The following is a 17750-nucleotide window of genomic DNA, read 5'->3' as shown; positions in this document are numbered from 1 at the left end:
CGGGTGCTCCGCCGCCGGTCCCGGATGCCGAGGAGGAACGCCCATGGCCCGCAACGTGCGCCTGATGCACTGCACGCCCGACGACGTCTTCCGGGTGCTCGCGAATGGGTGGCTCTACCCGCTGTGGGTGGTGGGCACCTCGCGCATGCGCGATGTCGCCGACTCCTGGCCCGCCGAGGGGTCGACGCTCCACCACTCCTTCGGCCCGTGGCCACTGGTCGTCGACGACACCACCGTGATGCGCGAGTGGGACCCGCCCCGACGGGCCGTGCTCGAGCCGCACGGGGGACCCATCGGCGTCGCCCGCGTCGCGATCGACGTGAAGGCTCGCGGAGACCGCTGCGTCGTCCGCATCCAGGAGGAGCCCGTCACCGGCCCCACGACGCTCCTGCCCGACACGGTCTTCGACGCGATCACGCGCTACCGCAACGCCGAGACCCTGCACCGCCTGGCCTACCTCGCCGAGGGGGGAGCCCCCGGCACGCGCGTCGGTGCGGCGGCCCTCGGCCATGAGTCCACCGCCGAGAAGGAGCCGATCGACCGATGAGCGAGAGCTACGACGCGATCATCGTCGGCTCCGGCCCGAACGGCCTGGCCGCGGCCGTCACGCTGGCCCGCGCGGGCCTGTCGGTCGCCGTGTACGAGAAGTCCTCCTCGTTCGGCGGAGCCGCGTCGACCGCCGAGTTGACCCTGCCCGGTTTCCGGCACGACGTCGGATCCGCCGTGCACCCCCTGGCCCTGGAGTCCTGGTTCTTCCGCGAGTTCGGTCTCGACCGTCGTGTGCCCTTCGTCGTACCCGAGGTGTCGTACGCCCACCCCCTCGACCGAGGGCGTGCGGGTCTGGCCTATCGCGACCTCGCCCGGGCCGCCGAGGCGCTCGGTGTCGACGGACCGGCGTACGAGCGCCTCATGCGTCCCCTCGTCGATCACCTGCGCGGGGTCGCCGACTTCACGGGCAACGCGCTGCTGCGCGTCCCCGGCGATCCCCTCGCGGCCTTCTTCTTCGGCATCCGCGCTCTCGAGCAGGGCGGTCCGTGGTGGAACGCGCGCTTCCGCGACGAGGTCGCGCCGAGCATGATCACCGGCGTCTCGGCGCACACGATCCTGCACCAGCCGAGCATCGCCGCGGGCGGCGCGGGTCTGGTGCTCGCCACGTACGGTCACGGGCGCGGCTGGCCCATTCCGGTCGGCGGAAGCCAGTCGATTGCCGACGCGATGATCGACGACATCCGCGCGCACGGGGGAGTGCTGCACGAGGGCGTCGAGGTGACCTCCCTCGACGAGCTGCCCCCGGCCCGCGCGGTGCTCCTCGACACGAACCCGCGATCGCTCATCCGGCTCACCGGAGACCGGATGCCGTCGGCTTACCGCCACGCGCTCGAGAGGTTCCGCTACGGCGGCGGTGTCGCCAAGGTCGACTTCGCCCTTTCCGACCCGGTGCCGTGGGCCCACGCCGACGTCGCGCGTGCGGGAACCGTGCACATCGGCGGGACCCGCGCCGAGATCGCGGCGGCCGAGAACGCGGTGGCCCGCGGTGATCTCCCCGACGCCCCGTACGTCCTGGCCGCTCAGCCCACGCTGTTCGACCCCACCCGCGCGCCCGAGGGGAAGCACGTCCTCTGGGCGTACACGCACGTGCCCTCGGGCAGCCCCGCCGACCGGGAAGAGGCCGTCGTCCGCCAGATCGAGCGCTTCGCGCCGGGCTTCCGCGACACCGTGCTGGCCACGTCGTCGCGGACCGCGGTCGACATCGCGGCGTGGAACCCCAACTTCCCCGGCGGTGACATCTCGGCCGGGGCCCCGACCCTCACCCAGCTCCTTGGTCGACCGGTCTACAGTCCCGACCCCTGGCGCACGCCGATGAAGGGCGTGTACCTGTGTTCGTCGTCGACGAGTCCGGGTCCGGGTGTCCATGGCCTTGCCGGGTGGCAGGCCGCTCTCAGTGCGCTCCGGCACGAGTTCGGCACGCGCCTGCGCCCCGACCTCGCTCCCCGCGCCGACCAGCTACACGCCACGGCTCCCTAGCCGTGCCCGAGGGCGACAGCGTCTACCGACTCCGCCGGCGGCTCGAGGCGGCCACTCTCGGCGCGGCGGTGCGCGACGGGGAGGTGCGGTCGGGGAACGCCGCCGGTCGATCCCTCGCGGGGCTCCGCATCGAGGGGTACGACACCCACGGCAAGCATCTGCTCACGCGTTTCGACGATGGATCGACCCTCCACACCCACCTGCGCATGCAGGGCCGCTGGACGATCACCCGGCCGGGTCGCGCGCTTCCCCGTGCGGTGCGCGAGACGGCGCGCGTGCGCATGCGGCTCGACGACGGGCGGGAGGTGTGGGGCCTCGACCTCCCCGTCGTGGAGTTCGTCCCCACCGCGCGCGAGAGCGATGCGATCGGATACCTGGGTCCCGACCCGCTGCGCGAGGACTGGGATGCCGCCGAGGCGGCGCGTCGACTCTCGATGCGCCCCGACCGGCCCTTCGTCGCGGCCCTCCTCGACCAGACGGCGGTCGCCGGTCTCGGCAACCTCTGGGTGAACGAGCTCGCCTTTCTGCGCGGCATTCATCCCTTCGCCCCCATCGGGACGACGGATCTCGACGCGCTCGTGGCGCTCGCGGCGCGATGCCTGCGGATCTCGGCGACGGTGCCCGGGATGTACCAGGTCACGACGGGGGACCGGCGGAGGGGATCGTCGCACTGGGTGGCGGGGCGCGCCGGTCGACCGTGCCTGCGCTGCGGAACCCGGGTGCGGGTGCGCGACGAGGTGCAGAACGATCCCGAGCAGCGACGGACCTGGTGGTGCCCGCAGTGTCAGCCGATGCCCGGAACCACTGATGTCGGAACCCCCGCGTAGAAACGAAGCATGGCCGTCGAGCGCGAGAACCTGCTGCGCGTCACCCGCATCTACGCGGAGGACGCCGCTCTCGAGCTCGAGCGCGGCCGAGAGATCGTCGCGCGCTGGCCCGAGGCCGATATCGTGCCGGTCGCCTCGCACTGGCAGATCCCCGAGGTCCACGGCGACGAGAGCAACGTCGCGCGGTGGGTGCGCATCAAGACCGAGGCCCTCGTGCTCGGCGTCAAGAAGAGCGTGACGACCAGGGTCAACGGACGCTCCGCCGACTTCATCGCCCCCTCGCTCTCGAACGGTTGCGCGATGGCGTGCAGCTACTGCTACGTTCCGCGGCGCAAGGGGTACAGCAATCCGATCACGGTCTTCGCGAACATCGACCAGATCACCAGGCACCTGGCGCGGCACGTCGCCGCCCGCGGTCCGAAGACCGAGCCGAATCAGTGCGATGCGGACGCGTGGGTCTACGACATCGGCGAGAACGGCGACTGCTCGGTCGACGCGCTGATCAGTGAGAACGTCCGCGACGTCTGCGACCTGTTCCGGATGACGCCGACCGCCAAGGCGTCGTTCGCGACGAAGTTCGTCAACCGCGACCTTCTGGACTGGGATCCGGCGGGAAGGACGCGCATCCGGTTCTCGCTCATGCCGGCGGCCACGGCGAAGGTCACCGACCTGCGGACGTCACCCATGGGGGAGCGGATCGCGGCGATCAACGATTTCGTCGACGCGGGCTTCGAGGTGCACGTCAACTTCTCGCCCGTGATCCTGACGCCGACGTGGCTCGCCGACTGGTCGGAGCTGTTCGATCAGCTCGACGCCGTTCTCCACGCGCGCGCGAAGGCGCAACTGGCCTGCGAGGTGATCTTCCTGACCCACAACGAGGGGCTGCACGAGGTGAATCTCGGATGGCACCCGAGGGGCGAAGAACTGCTGTGGACGCCCTCGCTGCAAGAAGAGAAGACGTCCCAGAACGGAGCGGTGAACGTGCGGTACCGGCATCCGTTGAAGGCCCAAGCCGTGGCGGCCCTCACCGACCTGATCGCCCGGAAGCTTCCGTACTGCCGCGTGCGCTACGCGTTCTGATCTTCAGCCGATGTCGCCGGTGGGGGAGTCGTCGGTCGTGGCCGCGTCATCCGCGTCCTGCTGAGCCGCGGCGCCTTCGTCGGGCGATTCGCTCCCGGCCCCGTTCGAGTTCTGGTCGGGGGCGCCGTCCGCGCGTCCGTCGTGATTCGTCATGATTCTCCTCTTCGTCGTCGTACGGGGGCGACGCTCGCACGAACGGCGAGACGTGTCCAGGGGGTCGACGGGTTCAGAGCGGAGCGGTTCCGAATCGTTCCGCGAAGTCCGCGTTGGCGGCATCCTCGAAGTCGTCGGCCTCGTCGCGAAGATCGATGTCGTTCACGGCGATCACAGGTACGGCGCCAGGGCGCCGGCGGTGAGTGCGAGGGCCAGCGCGGTGCCGCCCACACCGGTCGCGGTGAGCACGGTCGCCCGCTCGAGGCGGCGGCGGCGCGAGACGTTCGCGGGGTGCGTGGTGGACCGCAGCGACGCTTTCGCCGTGTCGAGGGAGTCGTATCGGCCGACCGGGACGCCGTGGGCGTCGCGTGAGACGAATCCTCCGGCGACCTGGTCGACGCAGCCGAAGTACTCGCCGCCGCGGTGGGCGACCCAGAAGCCGGTGTCGACCTTGGCCCAGAGGATGCGCGCGGTCGCCAGCGCGGTGGGAGTTGCCGTGTCCATGTCAGGCCGCTGCCGAGAGGGTGCGACGACGGACGGGGGCGGTTGCCCGCGCCGGCTGGGGGCGGTGCGCGGTGTCGCTCGTGGGGATCTCGACATTCAGGTCGACGACGAGTCCGGCGGAGGAGTTGGCCAGGTCGGCCATGTTCTTCAGGACGGTCGCGTTCAGCGTCTCGGGCTCCGCCGAGTCGAAGACGAAGCGCATCGGAATCGCGGGCTGCAGCCAGAGCGTGGACCGTCCGGGAGTGCCGTCGACGTGGGTCCAGCTGAGGGTGAAGCTCTCGCTGCGGCGAAGCTTCGTGGTCATGACGACCTTGAGGTGCGACAGCAGGCGATCGGGAATGCGGATCGACTCGGTCGACGTGCCGTAGTACAGGTGGCCCATGGGGTACTCCCTTCGGAAGCGATTAGCTGTACGTAGAACATAATCGGTTAGTAACTAGTTTGTCTAACTATTATTTCAGATGTATAGTCACGGGGACGAGCGGGAGGAGTGTGTCATGACAGACGTCGATACCGCGTCCCACCGGCCCGCATCCCCCGAGCCCGTGGATGAGGTGACCTACTGGTACGGCGACGAGCCCGCCGACCGCCGTCAGCGCAGCAAAGCGGTACTCGAAGCTCTCCGTATCTATCGCGCCGCCGAGGTCGCGATGCGACGTCGTACGCGCGACTCCATGTCGATGGGTGAGAACGAGCTGCTCGTCCTGCGCTACCTGTTGCGCGACGCCGAACGACAGGTGCGCCCGGGGGAGCTCACCCGCTATCTTGGGCTGTCGACCGCGTCGACGACGGCCATCCTCGACCGCCTGGAGCGTTCGGGCCACATCACCCGTGCCGCGAACCCGGGCGACCGCCGCAGCATCTTCATCCAGGCCACCCCTCGCGCGCACGCCGAGGTGCGGCAGACCCTCGGCAACATGCACGATCGCATGCTCGCGGCCGTGATCGACATGACGCCCGACGAGTCGGCCGCGGTGGTGGCGTTCCTCCGCCGCATGAGCGACGCCGTCGACGGCGTCGCCCTCGAGACCCCGGCGGTCGATTCCCCGTGATCTACGTGCTCGTCGGCGGCCCGCGCGACGGACAGCACGTGGACGATCTGCCTCGCGGCTACCGCCTGTCGCTCAGCGACCCACAGCCCGAACCCTTCGGCGAGTTCGACACCGTCCGCGCGGTATGGTTCGAGCTCGACGAGGCCATGTTCCGTTCGCGGCAGCGTCGCGACTGACCCGTACCCCACGTCCGCGTGGGGGGCAAGCCGCCCCTGTCCTCGCGCGCACCCCGTCAGGGTGGGCTCATGCGATGTGTGACCTATGCCGGCGAGACAGTGATCACCACCGACGACGTCGCGGCGTCGTTGATCGAGTTGACCGCGGCGGTGGCCAAGGAGGGTCAGGCCGAGGCCGTCAGCATCCCCATCGTCACCGACGACAGGAAGGTCGCCCAGGCAGAGCTCGTCATCGGCGTCGGCAACGACGTGCTCTCCGCTCCGCTGGAGTGGCACGACGAGGAGCCCGACTTCTCGCGCGCCGCCGCCGAGCTCAAGGATCACCGTCTCTTCCCTCGTCCGCACCTCCGGGCCGTCGAGGCCGACGCGAGCGACGACGATGAGCCCCTGGACTACGACTTCGATCAGCCCACCGAGGCTTAGCCGGGACGGGTGAGGGGTCGCCCCTCGAGGGGTGAACATCGGCACGGGTCTTGTCACCGAGTCGTGGCATCCGTTATGTTCTCAAGTCCGTGCCGACCGGCGCGGTGAGCCGAGGAAAGACGAGACCATGACCGCCATGCGCGATCTGCGTTCGGAGCAGCAGGGGCATTACCTGCCGTTCCTCTCCTCGTCGTACCCTCCGGCGCCGGTCGTCTAGACACCCGTCTTCTCACGCCCCGCACCGTCAGGTCGGGGCGTTTCCCTTTCCATCGGTGGGGGAGTGCCTCGGCCCGAGGCTCGACTCCCCGCGCGTCAGCGCACCACACGAAGGAAAGGACCCATGCAGAAGCTCACCGAACGACTCGTGTCGTGGGCGAGCCTGATCGATGACAAGACCATCGAGCAGGCACGCACCTCCTCGCGGATGCCGTTCATCTTCCCCCACCTCGCCCTCATGCCGGACGCCCACCTGGGGCTCGGCGCGACGGTCGGATCGGTGATCCCGACGCTCGGGGCGATCATGCCCGCGGCCGTCGGCGTCGACATCGGCTGCGGCATGATCGCCGTCAAGACGCAGTTCACGGCCGCCGACCTCGACGGTCGCGACCTGTCCGAGCTGCGGCAGCAGATCGAGCGCGCCATCCCGCTGTCGGCCGGCCGCGACAACCGCAAGATCGTCGTCACCGCCGAGCCGCGCATCGCCGAGCTCGAGGAGCTGGCGCAGAAGGCCGAGTTCGACCCGGCCTCGTACGCGGGTCACTGGCGGCACCAGCTCGGGTCGCTGGGCAGCGGTAACCACTTCATCGAGATCTCGCTCGACGAGATCGACGACGTGTGGATGTTCCTGCACTCCGGGTCGCGGGGCATCGGCAACCGCATCGCGAAGCACCACATCGGTGTCGCGCAGCGCCTGGCGAGGCAGTGGTGGATCGAGCTTCCGCATCCCGACCTCGCCTACCTCGTCGAGGGCACGCCGGAGTTCGCGGCATACATCCGCGAGCTCCGGTGGGCGCAGCATTTCGCCCTGCTCAACCGCGAAGAGATGATGGACCGCGTCGCGAACCAGCTCGGTCGCTTCCTCGGGACCGACGTCGACGAGCGCGAGCGGATCAACTGCCACCACAACTTCACCGAGTCCGAGATGCACTTCGGCAAGAGGGTGTGGGTCTCGCGCAAGGGCGCGATCATGGCCGACGCCGGTCGCCCCGGGCTCATCCCCGGATCGATGGGCACCGCCTCGTACGTCGTCGAGGGGCGCGGCAACCCTGTCGCGTTGAACTCCTCGCCGCACGGCGCGGGGCGGGAGTACTCGCGGTCGGCCGCCCGGAAGACCTTCACGCACGAGCAGTTGCGGGAAGCCATGGCGGGGATCGAGTACCGGGACACCGACGCGTTCATCGACGAGATCCCGCAGGCGTACAAGCCGATCGACCGGGTCATGGCCGATGCCGCCGACCTCGTCACGGTCCGGCACACGCTGCGCCAGATCGTCAACGTGAAGGGCGATTGAGACGGATGCCATGGCTGCCGCACCGCAGCCATGGCATCCGCCGTTCGGCCGGGGTGGGATACATCGCTCGGGGGATGTGGGGCAGGAGTCCGTTCGGCACGATGGGAAGAGCTCGCGAAGCCCCGCGGGCGGACACTTCCCCCCGGAGTGGAGTTTTATGTCGCCCGATCGTGCCCGGACCATCGACCACCGTCCCGACCCCTCCGACGGCAGAGAACGGCAGAGCGCGTGCATCCGTCTCGCTCAGGCTCGTCTCGCCGCGTTCGTCGAGAGCACGGCCGACGACGTCGACGAGACCTCGGATGCGGCCGTGACCGCCCTGCGTTCCGCCGTGTCGTCGGGTGCCGATCTCGACCGGATCTCTGCGGAGCTCGAGGTCAGCACGGGGGCGATCCAGGCGATCGTCGACGGCTCGGTCCCGCTGCGGAGCCTGCACCCCGACGATCGGCTCAGACCCGACTGAGAGCGGCGCGGGCGCCTCGCGTCGTCGGTTCGCGGGGACGCCGACCCCCGCTGTCGTCCCCGGGGTTACGCTCGGGGGCAGGAAAAGGGCGAAGGCGGCGAGATGGGCGAGCGCAAGTTCGAGTGGGGCGGGCTGAGTGCCGACCGCGGCGACTACGTCACCGCGGCGGAGGCGCTGGCGATGCTCGAGGTGCTCGTCATCGCGCAGGCCGACCTCGACGTCACGACCGAGCTGCGCAACGGTGCGGCCTGGGCGCGCTTCTCGCGCGGGGGACGCTGGGCCGTCGTGTCGACGCCCGGATCCCGCTGGTTCTCGGTCGAGACCGACACGGGACACCGCCTGCAGATCGTGGATGCCAACACCTCGAAGGACCAGAGCGCTCAACTCCTCGCGGTGCACGTCGACGTCGCCGAGGCGTACGTCCGCGGAGAGGCGACGCCCGTGCGGGCCGGTGGTCTCGGCGGGTCGGTGCTCACGGTCGACGTGAACGGACGACAGGTGCTGCTGACCCAGTCCGTCGGGCGACGCGTGCGGGGTCTGTTCGGTCGCTAGGCCCGACGGCCGCTCCGGTCAAGCCGGTGCTCCCCGCTCGCGCTCTTGCCAGGCTGGGCGGGTACGCGACGAAGGGAATCCCATGAGCGACCCGCAGAACTCCGCCCCGGCCGACGACGCCGCCGACCTCGGCGACGACCCCACGGTCAAGCCGAGTCAAGAGAACGACGTCGACGAAGAGGCGAAGGCCCCCTCCAAGGACGACCCGAACGCCGACCACCAGGCGACGGGCATCGGAGTCATCGGCGACGAGTGATCCGGATGCCGCGGGGCGGGCGCCGGTGACCGTCGGCGCTCGCCCCGCGGGTCGGGGGAGGGCCCGCCGCGGTGCTAATCTTGACCGGTCCGCCTCCGTAGCTCAGGGGATAGAGCGTTGGTTTCCGGTACCAAAGGTCGCTGGTTCGATTCCAGTCGGGGGCACACGAAGAAGGCCGCGATCACCTCGATCGCGGCCTTTCGTCTGCGTGGAGTGGCTCCCGGGGTCAGTCCTCGTCGGTGACGACGCCGGTGGGCTCCGCGTCTTCGACGATGTGCTGCGAACCGAGTTCGTCGGCGACGGCGCGACCCTGGTCGATCGCCTCCTCTCGGCTCGAGAAGCTCGCCGACAGTTCGGGTCGGCCCTCGACCGTGTTCTCCCACTGGCCGCGGTTCGATCGGGTGGTCACGTCGTTCTGGCTCATGGCATCCATGGGACACCTCTTCGAGCTCCGGTACCCCCGTCTTGACAGGCGTTGTCAAGACCACTCGGGGTTTCGCGGGGTGCTGAGAAGGTGGGATCACCTTCGAAAGGGGTCTGTCATGAGCATCGGAGCCGGTATCGCGCTGTTCGTCATCGGCGCCGTCCTCGCCTTCGCGGTCACCCTCCCGAACGAGTTCGTCGACCTCACCACGATCGGCTACATCATGATGGGGGCGGGCGTTGTGGTCTTTCTCATCGGGGTGGTGCTGTTGATGCGCCGTCGGCAAACCGATACCGTCACCCGCACCGAAGCAGCAGGGGGCGCGCAGGTGACCCGATCCACTACGCGCTCCTCGAACGACGACCTCGTCTGAGTCCCTCGGGGTCGAGCCCCGGAGAACGATCATGACCGAACCCACCCCCACCGTCCCCTACGACCCGGCCGTCGACGATCTGTTCGACGGGCGTTACCGTCTCGGGCGCCTTCTCGGCAGAGGCGGCTACGCCCGGGTGTACGAGGCGGTCGACACCGCGCTCGAGCGCACGCTCGCCCTCAAGATCATCGACGGCGACGGCGCCGACCCCTCGGACGTCGCCCGCGTGCGATCCGAGATCCGGCTCCTCGCCTCGCTGTCGCACCCCTCGCTCGTCACCCTGTACGACGCCAAGCTCGATGCGCAGCCGGCCTACCTGGCGATGGAGCTCATCTCGGGCCCCACCCTGACGGATCGCATCGCGCGGGGCCCGCTGCCCGGCCCCGAGGTCGCCCGCGTTGGTCGAGAGATCGCCGAGGCGTTCGCCGTCATCCACGGGCGGGGCATCGTGCACCGCGACGTCAAGCCGTCGAACATCCTCATCCGCTCGGCCGCCCACACGGGCGAGACCCCGCGGGCCACCCTCGCCGACTTCGGCATCGCGTCGCTGGTCGGGGCGACACGGGTCACGCGTGCCGACACCGTGATTGGTACGGCCGCGTACCTCAGTCCCGAACAGGCTCGGGGCATGCCGGCGGCCCCTGCGAGCGACGTGTACGCGCTGGGTCTGGTGCTCCTCGAAGCGCTGACCGGCTCGCGCCCCTTCGGCTCGCGGACGCCGCACGAGGCCCTGGCGGCACGCCTCGTCTCGCCCCCCGAGATCCCGGCGCAGATCCCGACGGCCTGGCGCGAGGTGCTCGAGACGATGACCGCGATCGAGCCGAGTGAGAGACCGGATGCCACGGGCCTGATCGTGGCGCTCAGGACGCTCTCGGGGGTCGCCGTCCCCCCGCCCCTGCCGTCGACGCGGCCGTCGGCGGTGACGACCGCCGCTCTTGCCGGCGGCACGGCCCCCACGCGGGTCTTCGAGCCGTCGGCCCGGTCCGAGGGGACCGCGGCGCCCCGCCGGCTCTCGCGACGCACGATCGTGATCGGGGCGATCGCCGCGGTCCTGCTGGCCGTGGGCGCCATCGGAACCGCCGTCGCCCTCGGCGGGGCGGGAGCATCGTCCGAGCCCGCTCTGCCCACGCTGCCGCAACCCCTCGACCAGCACATGGACGATCTCTGGAAAGAGGTGGCCCCGTGATCCGCCGTGCCGCTCCCCTCGCCGGAATCCTGTTCGCCGGGGTCCTCGCGCTCGCCGCGTGCACCCCGCCCACCGCGACCCCCACGGCGTGGCAGCAGAACGTGCAGACGGTGGCCGACCAGGCCTCGAGCGGGGACTACGCCTCCGCCCTCGCGAGCCTCGACGCCCTCGAAGCCGACGTCAGCGCCCGCCGCGACGCCGGCGAGATCTCGGCGGAGGAGGCCGACGGCATCCTGAGCCGGATCGCCACCGTCCGCGCCGACCTCACCTCTCTCGCCCCCCGTCCCAGCCCGACCCCGACGACGGAGCCGAGCCCCGAGCAGTCGCAGGACACGGTGACCGACGACGGCGGCGACGAGCCGGCGCAGCCCGCCCCCGACGACAAAGGGCCGGGCGGCACAGACGACAAGGCGCCGGGCAACGGCAACGGCAACGGCAACGGTAAGGGCCCCGGTAAGAAGGACGGGTGATCGGCTTCGCGCCCGCCGGGCCGAGGGGGTCCGAACGCGTGCGAGGATTGCCCGGTGCCGCGCCGCGTGACCGCTGAACTCGACCTCGATCTCGGGGCCTCCGTCGACCTCATCTTCCAGATCGCGGCCGCGCGCGGAGTGCCCGTCGTCGACGAGAAGCTCACGTTCGCGCAGGGTGAGCGGCGGTACCCCGCGACCGAACTCGTGGACCAGGCCGGCAGCCGTCTGCACCGCCTCACCGCCGAGGAAGGTCCCCTCTCGGTGCGGTACGACGCGCTCGTCGTCGGTCCCGCGCAGAGCCCTCGCACGAGCGACCTCGACACCATCGGATACTTGCGTCCGAGCCGCTACTGCCAGTCCGACGAGGTGTTCGCCCAGGCGCGCCGGCAGTTCCGGGGCCTGGCGGGGCGCGACCTCCTGGCCGCGGTCTCGGGCTTCGTGGCATCCACCGTCACCTATACGCCGGGGCTCAGTTTCGGCACCGACAGCGCCGTGACGACCCTCGCCACGGGTCAGGGCGTGTGCCGCGACTACGCGCACCTCGTGATCGCCCTGCTGCGGGCGATGGACATGCCCGCCCGCTACGCCGCCTGCTTCGCCCCCGGGCTCGATCCGATGGATTTCCACGCCGTCGCCGAGGCCTACCTCGACGGGGCCTGGTATGTCGTGGATGCGACGCGTCTCGCCGATCGCCGATCGCTGGTGCGCATCGCCACGGGACGCGACGCCGCCGACTGCGCGTTCCTCAGCTACCACGGCGGGTACGTGGGTCTCGAGCGGATGCGGGTGGATGCCGCCATCGAGGGCGTCGACGCGACGGAGCCCGACGACCACGAGGCGCTGGTCCAGATCGCCTGACGCGGGCGCCCCGGCGCCGCGCCTAGACTTGAAGGGTTATGGATCCCGCAGCCCTCTCCGCCGCCCTGCTCGCCGTCATCGCCCCGCTCGCCGAGGCGCGACGAGAGGGTTCGTCCGCCGGGATCACGGCCGCCGACCTACCGCTTGAACGGCCCAAGAACCGCGACCACGGCGATTGGGCTTCCAACGCCGCCCTGAAGCTGTCGAAGATCGTCGGGGTGAACCCTCGCGGGTTCGCCGCCGAGATCGCCGCGGGCCTCGAGGCCGTCGAGGGCATCGCGAGCGTCGAGGTCGCCGGCCCCGGCTTCATCAACATCCGCCTCGATGCCGCGGCCGCCGGTGCCCTGGCCCGCACGATCGTCGAGCAGGGGGCCGCGTTCGGCACCAACGACACCCAGCGCGGGAACACGATCAACCTCGAGTTCGTCAGCGCCAACCCCACCGGTCCGCTGCACATCGGCCACACCCGGTGGGCGGCCCTGGGCGACGCGATCGCGCGCGTGCTGCTGGCCAGCGGCGCGACCCTCGTGCGCGAGTTCTACATCAACGACGCCGGCGCCCAGATGGAGCGCTTCGGTCGCTCCGTCGTCGCGGCGATCGCGGGCGAGCCGACTCCCGAGGACGGATACGGCGGGGCGTACATCGCGGCTCTCGCGGAGCGGGTGCAGGCCGCGCGCACCGACATCCTCGACCTCGATCGCGCCGAGCAGATCTCCGTCGCCACCGAGCTGGCCTACGGGTTCCAGCTCGGCGAGATCCAGGCTTCGCTCGCGCGCTTCAACGTCCACTTCGACGTCTGGTTCTCGGAGCGCGACCTGCACGCGCGGATCGAGGGCCAGCCGAGCCTCGTCGACGAGGCCGTCGACCGCCTGCGCGAGCAGGGGCACGTCTTCGACGAGGACGACGCCGTGTGGGTGCGCACGACCGACTTCGGCGATGACAAGAACCGCGTCATCCGGCGCTCGAACGGCGAGTACACCTACTTCGCCGCCGATGCCGCGTACTACCTGAACAAGGGCGACCGCGGTTTCGCGCACAAGATCTACCTGCTCGGCGCCGACCACCACGGCTACGTGCACCGCCTCAAGGCCCTCGCGGGTGCGGCGGGAGACGACCCCGACAAGGACATCGAGGTGCTCATCGGTCAGCTCGTGTCGATCAACGGCGCACGCCTGTCGAAGCGGGCCGGCAACATCGTCGAGCTCGACGACCTGCAGGCCTGGCTCGGCACCGACGCCCTGCGGTACTCGCTCGCCCGCTACCCGGCCGATTCGCCGTTGACGCTCGATCCCGAGATCCTGCAGAAGCGCACGAACGACAACCCCGTCTTCTACGTGCAGTACGCCCACGCGCGCACGCACAACGTGGCCCGCAACGCCGCCGACTCGGGCGTCGACCGCTCCGCGTTCGCCCCCGAGCTCCTCGACCACGAGACCGAATCGGCCCTGCTGGGCGCGCTGCAGGAGTACCCCCGCATCGTCGCGTACGCCGCCGAGGTGCGCGAACCGCACCGCGTCGCGCGCTACCTCGAGGAGCTCGCTGGTCTCTATCACCGCTGGTACGACAACTGCCGCGTCATCCCGCTCGGTGATGCCCCGGTCGAGCCCGTGCACCGCACGCGCCTGTGGCTGAACGACGCCACCGGCCAGGTGCTGCGCAACGGCCTCGACCTGCTCGGCGTCAGCGCGCCGGAGCGGATGTAGAGCATGACGGATGCCACGGCTCCCCGTCGCCGGACGGGCCGGTGGATCGCGGTGCTGGTGGTGGCCGCGGTGCTGCTTGCCGTGGCCGCCGTCGCCGCCGAGTTCATCGCGCGCTCCGTGGTGACGAGCACGGTCCGTTCGCTGGTCGTGAAGAACGTCGGTCTCCCCGACGATCAGAACGTCGACGTGTCGGTGGCGGGTCTCGTGCTGCCGCAGCTCATCGGCGGACGCCTCGACGAGGTCGCCGTCTCGTCGAACGATGTGACCCTCGGGCCCATCACCGGTGACGTCCGCGTCGACTTGCGTGGAGTGCCCGTTTCGGGCGGCGGGGCGGCCGACGGCGGCGTCGCGTCGGTCCGCCTCGACCAGGACCAGCTGAAGGCCCTGCTGGCCGAGGTCCCCGACTTCCCGGCGAGCACGATCACCGTCTCCGCCCCCGACGTCAAGCTCGACACCTCGCTCTCGCTCTTCGGCATCGCGATCCCCGTGGGCGTCGGAGTGACCCCGGGCGCGGCCGCGGGCGACCTGACGTTGACTCCGTCGTCGTTCCAGGTGGGCGGCAACGCGATCGACGCCGACACGCTGCGCGGCCAGTTCGGCGGCATCGCGGATTCCCTCCTCACGGAGCGGAGCCTGTGCATCGCCGACCGCCTGCCGAAGGGGCTGACCCTCACCTCGGCCACCGTGCAGGGACAGGACCTCGTCGCGACGTTCGATGTGGCCGGTGGCATCCTGAACGATCCGGCGCTGCAGAGCGACGGCACCTGCGGCTGATCGACGCGAGGTGGGTCGTCCGCCCCGAGCGACGTGGGAAAGGGGCGGCATACGACGTGCCCTAGACTGCAAGGACTGCCCGCCGCGTGACTCTCCGCGCGGGTGGGAGCCGTGATCCGCGGCCGTCGCGTCGCCGCAAAACCCGATTGGTCCCCCTGTGTCCGCCTCGCACTCCGCGCTCGTGCCCGCCTGGCTCACCGCCCCGGCCGAAGCGAACGAGCTCGTCGCCTCCGTCTGGCCCTCGTCCGCGCATCGTGTCGCGGACGGCTCCGTCGAGGTCGGCGGCGTGTCGGTCTTCGACCTGCGCGACCGCTTCGGCACCCCCCTGTACGTGCTCGATGAGAACGAGGTGCGCGACCACGCCCGCCGTGCGCGCGCCGCCTTCGACGCCGCAGCCGCGCGCCACGGCATCCGGGCCCGCGTGTACTACGCCGGCAAGGCGTTCCTCTCGACCGAGGTCGTGCGCTGGGTCGTCGACGAGGGACTCGCCGTCGACGTCTGCACGCGCGGTGAGCTCGAGGTCGCGCTCGCCGCGGGCGCCGACCCGGCACGCCTGGGCTTCCACGGCAACAACAAAAACGTGTCCGAGCTCGAGCGCGCCGTCGAGGTGGGCATCGGCTCGGTCGTCGTCGACAGCCCCATCGAGATCGAGCGTCTCGCCGCCATCGCCGAGCGCCGCGGCGCCGTGCAGTCGGTGCTCGTGCGCGTGCGCACGGGCGTGCACGCCGAGACCCACGCGTTCCTCGCCACCGCCCACGAAGACCAGAAGTTCGGTTTCTCGCTCGAGGGGGCGGCCGAGGCCGTGGCCCGCATCCGCGAGCTGTCGAGCCTGCGCTTCGTCGGTCTGCACGCCCACATCGGCTCGCAGATCTTCGACTCCTCCGGCTTCCGCGAGTCGGCGGCGCGCCTGGTCGACCTGCACGCCGACCTGCTCGCCGGGGGAGAGATCCCCCTGCTCAACGTCGGCGGCGGCTTCGGCATCTCGTACACCGCGGTCGACGACCCCAAGCCCATCGAAGAGATCGCCGACGGCATCGTCGACGCCATCGCCGACGAATGCGCGGTCCGTGGCATCCCGATGCCCGACGTCGCCACCGAGCCCGGTCGCGTCATCGTCGGCCAAGCCGGCGTCACCCTCTACGAGGTGGGCACGGTCAAGACGGTCACCGCCGGCGAAGACCTCGACCGCACCTACGTCAGCGTCGACGGCGGCATGAGCGACAACGCCCGGCCCGCCCTCTACGGCGCCGACTTCTCGGCGCGGCTGGTCTCGCGCACGAGCTCCGCGGCCCCGGCCCTCGCGCGCGTCGTCGGCCGGCACTGCGAGTCGGGAGACATCGTGGTGGATGCCGAGTACCTCCCCGCCGACGTCACCCCCGGTGACCTGCTGGCCGTTCCCGCCACCGGCGCCTACTGCTTCTCGCTCGCGAGCAACTACAACTACACGCCGCGCCCCCCGGTCGTCGCCGTGCGCGACGGACAGGCCCGCGTGATCGTCCGCGGCGAGAGCATCGACGACCTCCTCGCGCGCGACGCCGGGATCCCGGCATCCGCTCCTTCCGCTACACCCCACGGAGACACCGAATGACCGACTACCGCACGCTCCGCGTGGCGCTCCTCGGCGCCGGCGCCGTCGGCTCGCAGGTCGCCGACCTGCTGCTCAAGCACGGCGACGAGCTCGCCGACCGCGCGGGCGCGAAGCTCGAACTCGCCGGCATCGCCGTGCGCGACCTCGACGCCAAGCGCGACGTCGACCTGCCGCGCGAGCTGTTCACCACCGACGCCGACACCCTGATCGTCGGCAGCGACATCGTCATCGAGCTCATGGGCGGCATCGAACCCGCGCGCACGCAGGTGCTGCACGCGATCGCCTCGGGCGCCGACGTCGTCACCGCCAACAAGGCGCTGCTGGCCACGCACGGCTCCGAGGTCTTCGAGGCCGCCGACCAGGTGGGCGCCGAGGTGTACTACGAGGCCGCCGCCGCCGGTGCGATCCCCATCATCCGGCCGCTGCGCGACTCGCTCGCCGGTGACCGCGTCGTGCGCATCATGGGCATCGTCAACGGCACGACGAACTACATCCTCGACCGCATGGACACCGAGGGCGCCGACTTCGGCGACGTGCTCGCCCAGGCGCAGGCGCTCGGCTACGCCGAGGCCGACCCCACCGCCGACGTCGAGGGCTACGACGCCGCGCAGAAGGCCGCGATCCTCGCGAGCCTCGCGTTCCACACGACGGTTCCCCTCGATGCCGTCCACCGCGAGGGCATCACCTCGGTCGACGCCGCGATGATCGAGTCGGCGCGGCACGCGGGGTACGTCATCAAGCTCCTCGCCGTGTGCGAGCGGCTCGCCGCCGAGGACGGCGGCACCGAGTCGATCTCGGTGCGCGTGTACCCGGCCCTCGTCGAGCGCACCCACCCGCTGGCGAGCGTCCACGGCGCGAACAACGCCGTCTTCGTCCAGGCCGAGGCCGCGGGCGACCTGATGTTCTACGGCGCCGGCGCCGGCGGGGTGCAGACCGCGTCGGCCGTGCTCGGCGACGTTGTCTCGGCCGCGCGCCGCCACATCGCCGGGGGAGTGGGCGTCGGCGAGTCGACGCGCGCGAACCTCCCCGCCGTGCCGATCGGTCACGTCATCACGCGCTACCAGATCACGCTCGAGGTCGACGACCAGCCGGGTGTGCTCGCCACCGTCGCGGGCATCCTCAGCGAGGGGCGCGTGTCGATCGCGACCGTCGAGCAGACCGTCATCGAGCACACTCCGGATGCCGACGACTCGGCATCCGCGGAAGGCTCAGCGACCGGAGCGGGATCCGCCCGCCTGGTCATCGGAACACACAAGGCCCGCGAGCAGGATTTGAGCGAGACCGTCGAGCGTCTCGCCGCGAGCGGCGTCGTCGAGCGCGTGGTCTCCGTGCTGCGTGTGGAAGGGAACTGAC

Annotated in this window: 23 protein-coding genes and 1 tRNA gene; 20 read left to right on the top strand and 4 right to left on the bottom strand. The window is 70.8% G+C overall.

The genetic code is table 11. The features are described from left to right. The first annotated feature begins 43 nt into the window (after positions 1–43). The 4 genes from AB6V31_RS05480 to AB6V31_RS05465 are packed head-to-tail and all read left to right on the top strand — an operon-like array spanning position 44 to position 3932. A complete protein-coding gene (locus tag AB6V31_RS05480; protein ID WP_369364519.1) occupies positions 44–547 on the top strand; it encodes an SRPBCC family protein in 504 nt (167 codons plus the stop codon). Further along, complete coding sequence (locus AB6V31_RS05475) at positions 544–2025, top strand: phytoene desaturase family protein (RefSeq protein WP_369364518.1); 1482 nt, start codon at positions 544–546, stop codon at positions 2023–2025. The genes AB6V31_RS05480 and AB6V31_RS05475 overlap by 4 nt, the downstream gene beginning before the upstream one ends. Before the next feature lie 2 nt (positions 2026–2027). Further along, positions 2028–2852 carry an Fpg/Nei family DNA glycosylase gene (locus AB6V31_RS05470; protein ID WP_074694170.1) on the top strand — a complete coding sequence of 275 codons (825 nt, stop codon included), beginning with the start codon at positions 2028–2030 and terminating at the stop codon, positions 2850–2852. Positions 2853–2861: 9 nt separating this feature from the next. Then, positions 2862–3932, top strand: coding sequence for a spore photoproduct lyase family protein (locus AB6V31_RS05465; protein ID WP_279367502.1), 1071 nt, complete (start codon positions 2862–2864; stop codon positions 3930–3932). Positions 3933–3935: 3 nt separating this feature from the next. On the opposite strand, the gene AB6V31_RS05460 is transcribed toward AB6V31_RS05465, so the two are convergent. From AB6V31_RS05460 to AB6V31_RS05450, 3 genes are all read right to left on the bottom strand, one after another. Next, positions 3936–4085, bottom strand: coding sequence for a hypothetical protein (locus tag AB6V31_RS05460; protein WP_156371635.1), 150 nt, complete (start codon positions 4083–4085; stop codon positions 3936–3938). A 171-nt stretch (positions 4086–4256) separates the two neighbouring features. Next, entirely contained in the window at positions 4257–4589 is a 333-nt protein-coding gene (locus AB6V31_RS05455; RefSeq protein ID WP_074694172.1) for a hypothetical protein, read from the bottom strand. A 1-nt stretch (position 4590) separates the two neighbouring features. Continuing rightward, complete coding sequence (locus AB6V31_RS05450; RefSeq protein ID WP_056227075.1) at positions 4591–4971, bottom strand: hypothetical protein; 381 nt, start codon at positions 4969–4971, stop codon at positions 4591–4593. Between the two features lie 115 nt (positions 4972–5086). Here AB6V31_RS05450 and AB6V31_RS05445 point away from each other — a divergent pair, with 115 nt between their 5' ends. From AB6V31_RS05445 to AB6V31_RS05410, 8 genes are all read left to right on the top strand, one after another. Next, complete coding sequence (locus AB6V31_RS05445) at positions 5087–5641, top strand: MarR family winged helix-turn-helix transcriptional regulator (RefSeq protein WP_074694173.1); 555 nt, start codon at positions 5087–5089, stop codon at positions 5639–5641. Next, entirely contained in the window at positions 5638–5817 is a 180-nt protein-coding gene (locus AB6V31_RS05440; RefSeq protein WP_056227079.1) for a hypothetical protein, read from the top strand. The genes AB6V31_RS05445 and AB6V31_RS05440 overlap by 4 nt, the downstream gene beginning before the upstream one ends. Before the next feature lie 99 nt (positions 5818–5916). Next, entirely contained in the window at positions 5917–6240 is a 324-nt protein-coding gene (locus AB6V31_RS05435) for a hypothetical protein (RefSeq protein WP_369364515.1), read from the top strand. A 340-nt stretch (positions 6241–6580) separates the two neighbouring features. Continuing rightward, positions 6581–7750 (top strand): RtcB family protein, encoded by a 1170-nt coding sequence (locus AB6V31_RS05430; protein WP_056227083.1) that lies wholly within the window; start codon positions 6581–6583, stop codon positions 7748–7750. A gap of 157 nt (positions 7751–7907) precedes the next feature. After that, positions 7908–8213 (top strand): hypothetical protein, encoded by a 306-nt coding sequence (locus AB6V31_RS05425; RefSeq protein WP_074694175.1) that lies wholly within the window; start codon positions 7908–7910, stop codon positions 8211–8213. A 102-nt stretch (positions 8214–8315) separates the two neighbouring features. Further along, positions 8316–8765 carry a hypothetical protein gene (locus tag AB6V31_RS05420; protein ID WP_074694176.1) on the top strand — a complete coding sequence of 150 codons (450 nt, stop codon included), beginning with the start codon at positions 8316–8318 and terminating at the stop codon, positions 8763–8765. Between the two features lie 82 nt (positions 8766–8847). Continuing rightward, positions 8848–9021: a hypothetical protein gene (locus tag AB6V31_RS05415; protein WP_156371637.1), complete on the top strand. Its 174-nt coding sequence runs from the start codon at positions 8848–8850 to the stop codon at positions 9019–9021. A 91-nt stretch (positions 9022–9112) separates the two neighbouring features. Next, a tRNA-Arg gene (locus AB6V31_RS05410) sits at positions 9113–9185 on the top strand. 62 nt (positions 9186–9247) lie between these two features. Here the strand turns inward: AB6V31_RS05410 and AB6V31_RS05405 are convergent. Then, positions 9248–9454: a DUF2188 domain-containing protein gene (locus AB6V31_RS05405; protein ID WP_081349644.1), complete on the bottom strand. Its 207-nt coding sequence runs from the start codon at positions 9452–9454 to the stop codon at positions 9248–9250. Between the two features lie 109 nt (positions 9455–9563). Between AB6V31_RS05405 and AB6V31_RS05400 the strand changes: the two genes are divergently transcribed. The 8 genes from AB6V31_RS05400 to AB6V31_RS05365 all read left to right on the top strand — a co-directional run bounded on the left by AB6V31_RS05400 (position 9564) and on the right by AB6V31_RS05365 (position 17749). Further along, complete coding sequence (locus tag AB6V31_RS05400; RefSeq protein ID WP_056227091.1) at positions 9564–9818, top strand: DUF6458 family protein; 255 nt, start codon at positions 9564–9566, stop codon at positions 9816–9818. Positions 9819–9849: 31 nt separating this feature from the next. Next, positions 9850–11004 (top strand): serine/threonine-protein kinase, encoded by a 1155-nt coding sequence (locus AB6V31_RS05395; protein WP_369364513.1) that lies wholly within the window; start codon positions 9850–9852, stop codon positions 11002–11004. Beyond that, positions 11001–11474: a hypothetical protein gene (locus tag AB6V31_RS05390; protein ID WP_369364511.1), complete on the top strand. Its 474-nt coding sequence runs from the start codon at positions 11001–11003 to the stop codon at positions 11472–11474. The genes AB6V31_RS05395 and AB6V31_RS05390 overlap by 4 nt, the downstream gene beginning before the upstream one ends. A gap of 54 nt (positions 11475–11528) precedes the next feature. Further along, the gene (locus tag AB6V31_RS05385; protein WP_074694179.1) at positions 11529–12332 is read left to right on the top strand and encodes a transglutaminase family protein; all 804 of its coding nucleotides are present in this window, start codon (positions 11529–11531) and stop codon (positions 12330–12332) included. 38 nt (positions 12333–12370) lie between these two features. Beyond that, a complete protein-coding gene (gene argS, locus AB6V31_RS05380) occupies positions 12371–14035 on the top strand; it encodes an arginine--tRNA ligase (RefSeq protein ID WP_369364509.1) in 1665 nt (554 codons plus the stop codon). A 3-nt stretch (positions 14036–14038) separates the two neighbouring features. Beyond that, entirely contained in the window at positions 14039–14809 is a 771-nt protein-coding gene (locus AB6V31_RS05375) for a DUF2993 domain-containing protein (RefSeq protein WP_369364508.1), read from the top strand. A gap of 157 nt (positions 14810–14966) precedes the next feature. Then, positions 14967–16397, top strand: coding sequence for a diaminopimelate decarboxylase (lysA, locus tag AB6V31_RS05370; protein ID WP_082450354.1), 1431 nt, complete (start codon positions 14967–14969; stop codon positions 16395–16397). Continuing rightward, positions 16394–17749, top strand: a complete 1356-nt coding sequence (locus AB6V31_RS05365) for a homoserine dehydrogenase (RefSeq protein WP_056227104.1) — start codon at positions 16394–16396, stop codon at positions 17747–17749. The genes lysA and AB6V31_RS05365 overlap by 4 nt, the downstream gene beginning before the upstream one ends. Position 17750 lies beyond the last annotated feature (1 nt).

The organism is Microbacterium sp. 16-032, assembly GCF_041079455.1.
GTDB classification, from domain to species: Bacteria; Actinomycetota; Actinomycetes; order Actinomycetales; family Microbacteriaceae; genus Microbacterium; species Microbacterium testaceum_A.
Note: the sequence above shows the minus strand (reverse complement) of the source record. Positions and strands in the feature narration are given on the sequence as shown.

Bases quoted from the DNA above. Each gene is read 5' to 3' on its own strand.
- AB6V31_RS05480 (WP_369364519.1), top strand. From the start codon at position 44: ATGGCCCGCAACGTGCGCCTGATGCACTGCACGCCCGACGACGTCTTC.
- AB6V31_RS05475 (WP_369364518.1), top strand. From the start codon at position 544: ATGAGCGAGAGCTACGACGCGATCATCGTCGGCTCCGGCCCGAACGGC.
- AB6V31_RS05465 (WP_279367502.1), top strand. From the start codon at position 2,862: ATGGCCGTCGAGCGCGAGAACCTGCTGCGCGTCACCCGCATCTACGCG.
- AB6V31_RS05460 (WP_156371635.1), bottom strand. From the start codon at position 4,085: ATGACGAATCACGACGGACGCGCGGACGGCGCCCCCGACCAGAACTCG.
- AB6V31_RS05455 (WP_074694172.1), bottom strand. From the start codon at position 4,589: ATGGACACGGCAACTCCCACCGCGCTGGCGACCGCGCGCATCCTCTGG.
- AB6V31_RS05450 (WP_056227075.1), bottom strand. From the start codon at position 4,971: ATGGGCCACCTGTACTACGGCACGTCGACCGAGTCGATCCGCATTCCC.
- AB6V31_RS05445 (WP_074694173.1), top strand. From the start codon at position 5,087: ATGACAGACGTCGATACCGCGTCCCACCGGCCCGCATCCCCCGAGCCC.
- AB6V31_RS05430 (WP_056227083.1), top strand. From the start codon at position 6,581: ATGCAGAAGCTCACCGAACGACTCGTGTCGTGGGCGAGCCTGATCGAT.
- AB6V31_RS05425 (WP_074694175.1), top strand. From the start codon at position 7,908: ATGTCGCCCGATCGTGCCCGGACCATCGACCACCGTCCCGACCCCTCC.
- AB6V31_RS05420 (WP_074694176.1), top strand. From the start codon at position 8,316: ATGGGCGAGCGCAAGTTCGAGTGGGGCGGGCTGAGTGCCGACCGCGGC.
- AB6V31_RS05415 (WP_156371637.1), top strand. From the start codon at position 8,848: ATGAGCGACCCGCAGAACTCCGCCCCGGCCGACGACGCCGCCGACCTC.
- AB6V31_RS05405 (WP_081349644.1), bottom strand. From the start codon at position 9,454: ATGGATGCCATGAGCCAGAACGACGTGACCACCCGATCGAACCGCGGC.
- AB6V31_RS05400 (WP_056227091.1), top strand. From the start codon at position 9,564: ATGAGCATCGGAGCCGGTATCGCGCTGTTCGTCATCGGCGCCGTCCTC.
- AB6V31_RS05395 (WP_369364513.1), top strand. From the start codon at position 9,850: ATGACCGAACCCACCCCCACCGTCCCCTACGACCCGGCCGTCGACGAT.
- argS (WP_369364509.1), top strand. From the start codon at position 12,371: ATGGATCCCGCAGCCCTCTCCGCCGCCCTGCTCGCCGTCATCGCCCCG.
- AB6V31_RS05375 (WP_369364508.1), top strand. From the start codon at position 14,039: ATGACGGATGCCACGGCTCCCCGTCGCCGGACGGGCCGGTGGATCGCG.
- AB6V31_RS05365 (WP_056227104.1), top strand. From the start codon at position 16,394: ATGACCGACTACCGCACGCTCCGCGTGGCGCTCCTCGGCGCCGGCGCC.